Source organism: Stenotrophomonas sp. 05L44_2 (assembly GCF_056665995.1).
This window is the reverse complement of the sequence record NZ_JBFTNR010000240.1, coordinates 1-9,789: the sequence shown is the minus strand read 5'-3', so window position 1 is coordinate 9,789 and position 9,789 is coordinate 1. Positions and strand designations below refer to the sequence as shown.

The window sequence follows — 9,789 nt, the reverse complement described above, 5'->3', positions numbered from 1 at the left end:
GGCCGCATCGTGCAGAACCTCAACAAGGTCGGCAGCAAGAACCCGCTGTTCGTGCTGGACGAGATCGACAAGATGTCGATGGACTTCCGYGGCGATCCGTCSTCGGCGCTGCTGGARGTGCTCGAYCCCGAGCAGAACAACGCGTTCAACGACCACTAYCTGGAAGTGGACCTGGACCTGTCCGAAGTGATGTTCGTGGCGACCTCCAACTCGCTCAACATCCCCGGCCCGCTGCTGGACCGCATGGAAGTGATCCGCATCCCCGGTTACACCGAGGATGAGAAGCTCAACATCGCCACCCGTTACCTGTCGCCCAAGCAGATCAAGGCCAACGGCCTGAAGCCGGAAGAGCTGGAGATCGGCAGCGATGCCATCCAGGACATCGTGCGCTACTACACGCGCGAATCCGGCGTGCGCAACCTGGAACGCGAGATCGCCAAGATCTGCCGCAAGGTGGTGAAGGAAATCGCGCTGGGTGGGCCGCAGCCGGTGGCGAAGGCGAAGAAGGGCGCGCGCAAGTCCAAGGCGCTGGTGAGCGTGTCGAGCAAGAACCTGGACAAGTACCTGGGCGTGCGTCGCTTCGACTTCGGCCGTGCCGAAGAAGAGAACGAGATCGGCCTGGTCACGGGCCTGGCCTGGACCGAAGTCGGTGGCGATCTGCTGCAGATCGAATCGACGCTGGTACCGGGCAAGGGCCAGCTGATCCTGACCGGCCAGCTCGGCAACGTGATGAAGGAATCAGCGTCGGCGGCGTTGTCGGTGGTGCGTTCGCGTGCCGAGCGCTTCGGCATCGATGCGGACTTCCTGCAGAAGCACGACGTGCACCTGCATGTACCCGATGGTGCGACGCCGAAGGATGGCCCCAGTGCCGGTGCGGCAATGGTGACCTCGCTGGTGTCGATGCTGACCAAGGTCGCCGTGCGCGCCGATGTGGCGATGACCGGCGAAATCACCCTGCGTGGTCGCGTCACCGCGATCGGCGGCCTCAAGGAGAAGCTGCTGGCGGCCCTGCGCGGCGGAATCCGCACGGTGATCATCCCCGATGAGAACCGCAAGGATCTTGCCGACATTCCGGCCAACGTCACCCGCGACCTGGAGATCGTGCCGGTGAAGTACATCGAGGAAGTGCTCGATCTGGCCCTGGAACGTCCGCTGGCACCGAAGAAGACGCGCAAGAGTGCGCAGCGCGTCACGGTGCGCAGCAAGGCCAAACCGAGTGGAAACGCGCGCGTCAAGCATTGATGCGTCCTGTCGAAATGCTTGAAACCCGCGTCGTTGCTGGCTTTCCAGCTTGCGTGGGGGTAGGGCCGCTGGTATAAAAGCAGCACTCGCGAATGAGTGATCGCAGTCAGCGCTCACTGAATTCGGCGAACCGTTTCCACATGGCAACCGCATGCAGACGTCGTGCGGTTGCTTCCCTGTCGAATACGCGGAACCCACCGCCAAAGGAGTTGTAAAGAATGAACAAGACCGAATTGATCGATGCCGTTGCTGAAGCTGCCGACCTGACCAAGGCCGAGTCCAGCCGCGCTGTCGATGCCGTCGTTGCTGCCGTCACCAAGGCGCTGAAGGACGGCGATGCGGTCACCCTGGTTGGCTTCGGTACCTTCCAGGTCCGCGACCGTGCTGCCCGCACCGGCCGCAACCCGAAGACCGGCGACACCATCAAGATCGCTGCTTCGAAGAATCCGTCGTTCAAGGCTGGTAAGGCCCTGAAGGATGCTGTAAACTAAGCGGCTCGCTGGGGTGCTTAGCTCAGCGGTAGAGCGTCTCCTTTACACGGAGAGGGTCGGGGGTTCGAAACCCTCAGCACCCACCACAGCACCGCGGTAAGTTTGAAATGTGGAGCGGTAGTTCAGCTGGTTAGAATGCTGGCCTGTCACGCCGGAGGTCGCGGGTTCGAGTCCCGTCCGCTCCGCCATTTTCAACGAGGCCCCCGGCCGAAAAGCTGGGGGCCTTGTTTTCTCTCCAACCAACCGGTTGTAGAGAAAACAAAGAGGTCTGCAATACGGAGCGGTAGTTCAGCTGGTTAGAATGCTGGCCTGTCACGCCGGAGGTCGCGGGTTCGAGTCCCGTCCGCTCCGCCATTGCAAAACTCTTAAATCCTCGTGAAAAAACTTTGAAAAAAGTGTTCAGCGGGGTAGGTTTTCAGGAAGTCTTCGGATATACTGAGCGCCTGCAAAGTTTCAAGCGCGGAGCGGTAGTTCAGCTGGTTAGAATRCYGGCCTGTCACGCMGGRGGTCGCGGGTTCGAGTCCCGTCCGCTCCGCCAACTCTAAGAGCCCTCGACGCAAGTCGGGGGCTTTTTCTTTGCGCCGTTTCCATCATTCGATGCGCGCGAACCTGTAGATCGCCTGGGCGGGATGGCGCCAGGCCCTGCTGCCACTGCTTTTGGTCCACGCCGCGAAGCGGGTTACACTGCCGGGCTCGCCAATCAAGCCTTGTGATTCCTCACCATGCTGCAGAAACTCCGCGACAAGACCTCAGGCTGGATCGTCACCGTGATCCTGGGGCTGCTGATGATTCCGTTCCTGTTCGTGATCGACAACAGCTACCTCGGTGGCGTCGGCGCACAGAACGTCGCCAAGGTTTCGGCACCGCCGACCTGGTGGCGCTCGGCACCGTCCTGGTGGCCGGTGCGCATGATGTGGCAGCACCATGAGATCAGTGCACAGGACTTCCGCACCCGTTTCGAGCAGGAACGCATGCGCGAACGCCAGCAGCAGGGCGAGAACTTCGACCCGCGCGCGTTCGAAAGCACCGAGAACAAGCTGGCCGTGCTCGACCAGTTGATCGACGAGCAGGTCGTGCGCCTGGTCGGTGAGCAGGCCGGTGTCGTGATTGGCGACGGCGCTGTGCGCGAATACATCACCACCATTCCGGGCTTCCTGGGCGCCGATGGCAAGTTCAGCGAAAGCAATTACCGTCTGGCCCTGGCCGGTGGCAATCCGCCGCGCACGCCGACCCAGTTCCAGGAACTGGTGCGTGAGAGCCTGCAGCAGTCGGTGATCCCGTCGGGCCTGCAGAATTCCGGCTTTGTCACCCAGGCCGAGACCGAGCGTCTGTTGAAGCTGCTGGGCGAGACCCGCGATGTGGAACTGGCCGCGCTGCCGGAAGTTCCGGTGGATACCGCGCCGGTGACCGACGCGCAGATCAAGCAGTGGTACGACAGCCATGGCAAGGATTTCCGCCAGGCCGAATCGGTGTCGCTGGAATATGTCGAGCTCAATGGTGCCAACCTGCCGGCGCCGACTGCGGCCGACGAAGCGACCCTGCGCAAGCGCTATGAAGACGAGAAGGCCAAGTTCACCACGCCGGAACAGCGCCAGGCGGCGCACATCCTGATCACCGGCGACGGTGCTGAAGCCAAGGCCGCCAAGCTGGCTGTCGAAGCAAAGGCGGCAGGTGCCGACTTTGCCGCGCTGGCCAAGGCGAACTCGGAAGATCCCGGCTCCAAGGCGCAGGGCGGTGACCTGGGCTGGGTGGAGCGGGGCGCGATGGTCAAGCCGTTCGAAGATGCACTGTTTGGTGCCAAGGCGGGTGAGGTGATCGGCCCGGTCAAGACCGACTTCGGTTACCACATCATCAGGGTCGCAGCGGTTCGTGGCGGCCAGGGCAAGTCCTTCGAAGAAGTGCGCGACACCTTGGCTGCCGAGCAGTTGAAGGCCGACGGCGAGCGCGGCTTCAACGATCTGGCGGGCCGCCTGGTCGATGCCATCAACAAGAGCCCGAGCGACCTGTCCGCGGCCGCCAAGGCGGTCGGCCTGTCGATGCAGACGCTGGGCCCGATCACGCGCACGACCGCCACCGGTATTGCCGCTGATCCGGCCGTGCTGCGTGCCGCCTTCTCCGACGTCCTGGTGCAGGACGGTACCGCCAGCGATCCGATCGCCCTGGGCGGCAGCAGCAACCACAGCGTGGTGATCCGCGTTGCCGCGCATACCCCGGAGCAGGCGCTGCCGCTGGACAAGGCGCGTGAGCAGGTGATCGCCGCGATCCGTGCCGACCGTCAGCGCCAGGCCGGTGACAAGGCCGCCGATGCCCTGCTGGCCAAGCTGAAGGCAGGCGCGACCCTGCAGTCGCTGGCTGCCAGCGAGAAGCTGCAGCTGAGCCCGATGCCGGGCCTGCCGCGCAGCCAGCCGGTGYCGACCCCGGAGATCAACCGTGCGATCTTCAGTGCGCCGCTGCCTGCCGAAGGCAAGCCGAGCTACGGCAAGGTCGACGTCAACGGCCATGCGCTGGTCTTCGCGGTGAACAAGGTCAACCCGGGCGACATCAAGGAAGTGACCGCCGAACAGCAGAAGCAGCTGAAGGACCAGCTGAGCCAGATCGACGGCATGGCCGCGGCCAAGGCCTACATCGAGGCGATGCGCAAGAAGTTCTTGATCCAGACCACCGAAGCGAACCTGTAAGCCCTCCGGCGAGCAGGAACGAAAAGGCCCGGCATTCCAAGCCCCCAAGGATGGGTTCACGGCGTCCCCCGTGGGTCCACCTCGCTCGTCCCAACTCATGAATGCTGCTGCCGCCACCCGCGAGGGGCTTCGCCGTTGGCCGGAAACCGCGCGTCAGCGCCGCACCGACCTCAGTCTTCGACGCGCAGTACCGCGCCTGGCTTCAGCACGCTGCTGCCGCTCAAGCCGTTCAGCGACAACAGCGCCTTCACCGGCATGCCGTAGCGGCGGGCGATGGTCCATGCCGATTCGCCATTGCGAACGGTGTGGCGACGGTTGCGCGGGCGATCGGCAGCCGAGGCGACCACCTTGGCCACCTGCGGGCTCGGCGCGGCGCTGGCGGTGCTGGCCACTGCGGTGGCAACGGCMGTGCTGGCGATRTCRGCAACGTCCGCGTTGGACGCYGARACCGGSGCCAGTACRCGGGCSGTGCCCGACGGGCGGTTGCCGGCGGCCAGTGCCGGATTCAGGCGGGCGATCTTCGCCGGGTCCAGCGCGCGCTGGGCGGCCCACTGCTGGACGCTGGTGCCCGCCGGCAGGGTGTGGTCCTTCAGCACCGGCACGGTGCGGTCCAGCGAGGCCATCACGCCAGGCTGGTCTTCCACGTCTTCCAGCACGCAGGCCAGGGCATGCAGCTTCTCGACGTAGGCATGGGTGACCGGCGACAGCCCGGGCAGGCCGGCCGGCTTGGCGTTCTGCGCATTCATGCCGGCCTTGCGCATGGACTGCAGCACGCGGTATTCACCGGCGTTGTAGGCCATCGTGGCCAGGCGCCAGTCACCGCCGAACATGCCATGCAGGGTCTTCAGGTAGCGCACGGCGGCCTGGGTGGACTCCACTGCCGACAGTCGGCCGTCGTAGTTGTTGCTCATCGGTACGCGATGGTTGCGTGCCGTGGTGGCGATGAACTGCCACAGGCCGGTCGGGCCGCTGCCGTTGCGGGCATTGGGCCGGTAGCCACTTTCGACGAAAGGAATCAGCGCGAATTCGGTGGGCAGGTTGGCTTTGCGCAGCTCTTCGACCACATAGCCGAACAGCACCAGCGCGTCGTCATCCTGGTTGGCCAACCGCGAAGGCGCATGGGCGAACTGCTTCTGCCAGCGCGGGCTGGTGGCTTCGGCGTCACAGGTAGGTTCTGCAAGGCCGTCGCGGAAGCTGGAGAAGATCTCCTGGCCGTTACGTACCGATGCGGCCGGCAGCGTTGACGGATCCAGCGGCAGGGCCGAGGCGGCGGTCAGGTTCTGGCTGATGCCGGCGCCCAGCGATTGTGCGCCGGCAGTTCCGGCCAACCCCAGGACGAGACCCAGGGCCAGCGGCAGACTTCGGCGACTCATGCGCGGAAGCCGTCTTTCCAGTGCCGGAGACCGGCCATGACGTCGACGTCGTCCACGACTTCGCGCCCCAGGTGCGCCGACACGGCCGCGCGGATGGGCGCCGTGTGGGTACGCAGGAACGGATTGCAGGCAATTTCATCGGCCAGGGATACTGGCAGGGTGGAACGGTCATCGCGGCGCATGGCCAAAGCCTCCTCTTGGCGCTGCAACAAGGCAGCGTTGGCGGGGTCGACATGCCGCGCGAAGACGGCATTTGACACGGTGTACTCGTGAGCGCAACACAGCAGCAGTTGCGCGGGCAGGGCACCCAGCTTGCGCATCGATGCCAGCAGCTGGGACGGCGTACCTTCGAACAGGCGTCCACAGCCCAGGCTGAACAACGAATCTCCGCTGAAAAGCTGTTCAGCGGTGTGAAACGCGATGTGGCTGCGGGTGTGCCCGGGGACGGATAGTACGTGGAACATCCGGCCCATTGCCTGAACACGTTCACCTTCACCGACCCGCTCGGTGGCCATCGGGATGCGCTCGTCGACCGGTGCGACCACGCGCACCCCAGGGAAACGCGCCTGCAGCGCCGGTACCCCGCCGATGTGATCGTCGTGGTGATGGGTGAGCAGGATGGTGTCCACGCGCACGCCTTGGGCAGCCAGCGCCAGTACCGGCGCAGCGTCGCCGGGATCGACGACCACGGCAGCACCGTCGTCGGCGATCAGCATCCAGATGTAATTGTCCGCAAATGCGGGCAGGGCAGTCAGTCGCATAGAATTGGACCATGCCCGCGCTGCAGAGCACCCGTCAAGCGAGCCAGGCCCCGTGGTTCGACAGTGAACCGGCGGAGGCCCTGCGCGTGCTCGAACGGCAGCTGCTGCTGCCGCAGCTGTCGCTGCTGCCGACCCGGCCCTGGTTGTGGATCGCCCCCAGCGCCGCCTGGCTGGCGGATGCGCAGCTGGGCGGTCGGGGCCTGCGCCTGCATCGCCAGGGCAGTGGTTACGCCGGCGATACCCGCTGTGCCCTGCCGTTGCCGCTGCCCAACGAGAGCGTCAACGCCATCGTGCTGCAGCATGTGACCGTCGGCGATGCCGACCATCTGCTGGACGAGTGCGAGCGCGTGCTGATGCCCGGCGGCCATCTGTGGCTGACCAGCCTCAACCCGTTCAGCCCGTTCCGCACGCGCTGGCGCCAGCACGGGCTGGTGGTGCGCACGCCGCAGCGGATCCGCCAGCTGCTTGAGCGCCATGGGCTGGAATGCGAGGACATGCGTTACCTGGGGCCGATGTGGCAGGGTGCCGGCAGCCGCCGTCGCGGCGGCTGGGCGCCCCTGCGCGCGGCCTGCCTGTTCCACGCTGAAAAACGCACGCTGGCCCTGCCCGGGCCGACCCCGTTGCCCGTGCGCTGGCACGGCACCGTTGCTACCTGATCTGGAGTTGTATTGAAAACCATCGAAATCCACACCGACGGTTCCTGCCTCGGCAATCCCGGCCCCGGTGGCTGGGCGGCGCTGTTGCGCTACAAGGGGCACGAGCGCGAACTGAGCGGTGGTGAAGCGCATACCACCAACAATCGGATGGAGCTGATGGCGGCCATTTCCGGGCTGGAGTCGTTGACCGAGCCCTGTGAGATCGTCCTCTATACCGATTCGCAGTACGTACGGCAGGGCCTGACCCAGTGGCTGCCGGGCTGGATCCGCAAGAACTGGAAGACCGCCGGCGGTGACCCGGTGAAGAACCGTGAACTGTGGGAGCGCCTGCAGGCCGCCACGCTGCGGCACCAGATCGACTGGCGCTGGGTGAAAGGCCATTCCGGCGACCCGGACAATGAACGTGTGGATACCCTGGCCCGCAACGCCGCGATCCAGGTCCGCGACGGCAGCCCGGTAAACTGAGCCCATGCGTCAGATCATCCTTGATACCGAAACCACCGGCCTGGAGTGGAAGAAGGGCAACCGCGTCGTCGAAATCGGCTGCGTCGAGTTGTTCAAGCGCCGCCCGACCGGCAATACCTATCACCAGTACCTGAAGCCGGACTGCGAATTCGAACAGGGTGCGCAGGAAGTGACCGGCCTGACCCTKGAATTTCTCGCCGAGAAGCCGGAGTTCGCGCAGGTCGTGGAGGAGTTCCTGGCCTTCATCGATGGCGCCGAGCTGATCATCCACAACGCCGCGTTCGACCTGGGCTTTCTCGACAATGAGCTTTCCCTGTTGGGAGAGCAGTACGGGAAGATCACCGACCGCTGCACGGTGATCGATACCCTGGCGCTGGCGCGCGAGCGCTTCCCGGGCCAGCGCAACTCGCTCGACGCCCTGTGCAAGCGGCTGGGCGTGGACAACTCGCACCGCGCCCTGCATGGCGGTCTGCTGGATGCGCAGATCCTGGGTGATGTGTACATCGCGTTGACCTCGGGCCAAGAGGAGATCGGCTTCGGGCTGGGCGATGACGATGCCGGTGGCGCTGCGGCGTTGCAGGCGTTCGATGCGTCCAAGCTGCTGCCGCGGCCGCGCGTGGTGGCCACGCCGTCGGAGCAGGAAGCGCATGCGGCGCGTCTGGAACGGCTGCGCAAGAAGGCCGGCCACGCGTTGTGGGACGGCCCGAAGGTGGAAGAGGCCGCGAGCGCGTAGGCGCAGCGGTGGCGTGCGAGATGCAGCCACGCATGGCGTGGTGATGCGTGTGAAATGCATCCACGCATGGCGTGGCTCTACTGTAGATCCACGCCATGCGTGGATGGCGTGGATCAGTGGCAGCGCACCAGGATCACGGTGATGTTGTCCGAGCCGCCGCCGTCGAGGGCGGAGGCGACCAGGCTGTCCACGCATTCCTGCGCGCTGGCGTCGTCGAAGGCGAGGGTGCGGGCAATGCCGCGGTCATCCACTTCCTCGGTCAGGCCATCACTGCACAGCAGCAACTGCATGCCCGGGCGCAGCTCGCCGCTGGTGGTCGCCACGTTCAGGTGTGCCGGGTCGGTGACGCCCAGTGCCTGGGTGACCACGTTCCGGTGGGGATGGGCGCGCGCCTGCTCGGCGGTCAGGTTGCCCTGCGCGACCAGTTCCTGCACCACGCTGTGGTCCTGGCTGAGCTGGGCAAGTTGGCCATCGCGCCACAGATAGGCGCGGCTGTCGCCGACCCAGGCCACTTCGTAACGGTTGCCCTGTACCCGTGCAGCGACCACGGTGGTGCCCATCGGCAGGCTGTCGTTGCGCCGGCGCGAGGCGCGGATGATCTCTTCGTCGGCGGTGCGGATCGCCTGCGCCAACGGCGCGCCACGGCGGATCTCACGCACGATGGTCTCGCGCGCCAGTGCGCTGGCCACCTCGCCGCAGGCGTGCCCGCCCATGCCGTCGGCTACCAGCCACAGGGCCAGCTCGCCGTCACCGTAATAGGTGTCCTCGTTGAGCTCGCGGCGCAGGCCGGGGTGGGTGARATGTCCGAATTCGATCATGGTGGGTGCTGGGCGAGGGGGTAATGCCGGGGAGAACGGCATCATCACGGCCAAGCGGACATCCGGCAAGCCATGCAGTCAGGAAAATTTCACTTCATTGGGCGCAATGACTTGTCGTCAGCCGCGCTTCCTCGTATGATGCGCGTCCCCGGTTCGCCGGGGAACATCTGGAGAGGTGGCAGAGCGGTTGAATGTACCTGACTCGAAATCAGGCAGGCGTTTATAGCGCCTCGGGGGTTCGAATCCCCCCCTCTCCGCCAGATTAAAAAAGAAGGGCTGCCGAAAGGCAGCCCTTCTTTTTTAATCTGGCGCGGGGATGCGACGACGCATCGCGCGTCGCCCCAAACGTTGCACTGCAACGTTCGGGCCCCTCCCTTTGCCGGCCTTCCTGCGGATGCTTCAGTAGATCCACGCCATGCGTGGATGCTGTTCGCGTGCGGCGGGTTACCATGTACGTCATCACCTGCTGGAGCCGCCACGATGACCGCTGAAATCCTCGTCCCCGTTTCATTCGGCGAGCTGCTGGACAAGATCTCGATCCTGCAGATCAAGTCCGAGCGCATCAGTGACGA

Annotated in this window: 9 protein-coding genes and 5 tRNA genes; 11 read left to right on the top strand and 3 right to left on the bottom strand. The window is 65.2% G+C overall.

Annotated elements, in window-relative coordinates; genetic code table 11:
• From AC1VAN_RS10215 to AC1VAN_RS10185, 7 genes are all read left to right on the top strand, one after another.
• Window positions 1–1,242, top strand: a 1,242-nt coding sequence (locus AC1VAN_RS10215; RefSeq protein WP_480985743.1) for a S16 family serine protease, incomplete at its 5' end; no start/stop codon positions are given.
• Window positions 1,243–1,460: 218 nt separating this feature from the next.
• Window positions 1,461–1,733, top strand: a complete 273-nt coding sequence (locus AC1VAN_RS10210; RefSeq protein WP_004146343.1) for an HU family DNA-binding protein — start codon at window positions 1,461–1,463, stop codon at window positions 1,731–1,733.
• 11 nt (window positions 1,734–1,744) lie between these two features.
• Window positions 1,745–1,819, top strand: a tRNA-Val gene (locus AC1VAN_RS10205).
• A 25-nt stretch (window positions 1,820–1,844) separates the two neighbouring features.
• A tRNA-Asp gene (locus tag AC1VAN_RS10200) sits at window positions 1,845–1,921 on the top strand.
• Between the two features lie 89 nt (window positions 1,922–2,010).
• Window positions 2,011–2,087, top strand: a tRNA-Asp gene (locus AC1VAN_RS10195).
• Between the two features lie 107 nt (window positions 2,088–2,194).
• Window positions 2,195–2,271, top strand: a tRNA-Asp gene (locus AC1VAN_RS10190).
• Window positions 2,272–2,455: 184 nt separating this feature from the next.
• Complete coding sequence (locus AC1VAN_RS10185) at window positions 2,456–4,411, top strand: peptidyl-prolyl cis-trans isomerase (RefSeq protein ID WP_480985742.1); 1,956 nt, start codon at window positions 2,456–2,458, stop codon at window positions 4,409–4,411.
• 170 nt (window positions 4,412–4,581) lie between these two features.
• Here AC1VAN_RS10185 and AC1VAN_RS10180 read toward each other — a convergent pair whose 3' ends face one another.
• Window positions 4,582–5,784, bottom strand: coding sequence for a lytic transglycosylase domain-containing protein (locus AC1VAN_RS10180; RefSeq protein ID WP_032977383.1), 1,203 nt, complete (start codon window positions 5,782–5,784; stop codon window positions 4,582–4,584).
• On the bottom strand, window positions 5,781–6,545 hold the full coding sequence (gene gloB / locus AC1VAN_RS10175; protein ID WP_032977381.1) for a hydroxyacylglutathione hydrolase: 765 nt from the start codon (window positions 6,543–6,545) through the stop codon (window positions 5,781–5,783). Before gloB ends, AC1VAN_RS10180 begins: the two co-directional genes overlap by 4 nt.
• Before the next feature lie 11 nt (window positions 6,546–6,556).
• Here gloB and AC1VAN_RS10170 point away from each other — a divergent pair, with 11 nt between their 5' ends.
• From AC1VAN_RS10170 to dnaQ, 3 genes are read left to right on the top strand one after another with little or no spacing between them, the layout of a single operon-like run.
• The gene (locus AC1VAN_RS10170; protein ID WP_025878154.1) at window positions 6,557–7,201 is read left to right on the top strand and encodes a class I SAM-dependent methyltransferase; all 645 of its coding nucleotides are present in this window, start codon (window positions 6,557–6,559) and stop codon (window positions 7,199–7,201) included.
• A 12-nt stretch (window positions 7,202–7,213) separates the two neighbouring features.
• Complete coding sequence (gene rnhA / locus AC1VAN_RS10165) at window positions 7,214–7,666, top strand: ribonuclease HI (RefSeq protein WP_442252183.1); 453 nt, start codon at window positions 7,214–7,216, stop codon at window positions 7,664–7,666.
• Between the two features lie 4 nt (window positions 7,667–7,670).
• Window positions 7,671–8,399: a DNA polymerase III subunit epsilon gene (gene dnaQ, locus AC1VAN_RS10160; protein WP_442252182.1), complete on the top strand. Its 729-nt coding sequence runs from the start codon at window positions 7,671–7,673 to the stop codon at window positions 8,397–8,399.
• Between the two features lie 113 nt (window positions 8,400–8,512).
• Here the strand turns inward: dnaQ and AC1VAN_RS10155 are convergent, their stop codons facing one another.
• Window positions 8,513–9,217: a PP2C family protein-serine/threonine phosphatase gene (locus AC1VAN_RS10155; protein ID WP_480985741.1), complete on the bottom strand. Its 705-nt coding sequence runs from the start codon at window positions 9,215–9,217 to the stop codon at window positions 8,513–8,515.
• A gap of 169 nt (window positions 9,218–9,386) precedes the next feature.
• Between AC1VAN_RS10155 and AC1VAN_RS10150 the strand changes: the two genes are divergently transcribed.
• A tRNA-Ser gene (locus tag AC1VAN_RS10150) sits at window positions 9,387–9,477 on the top strand.
• The last annotated feature ends 312 nt before the right edge of the window (window positions 9,478–9,789 follow it).

Bases quoted from the DNA above. Each gene is read 5' to 3' on its own strand.
- AC1VAN_RS10170 (WP_025878154.1), top strand. From the start codon at position 6,557: ATGCCCGCGCTGCAGAGCACCCGTCAAGCGAGCCAGGCCCCGTGGTTC.
- AC1VAN_RS10210 (WP_004146343.1), top strand. From the start codon at position 1,461: ATGAACAAGACCGAATTGATCGATGCCGTTGCTGAAGCTGCCGACCTG.
- gloB (WP_032977381.1), bottom strand. From the start codon at position 6,545: ATGCGACTGACTGCCCTGCCCGCATTTGCGGACAATTACATCTGGATG.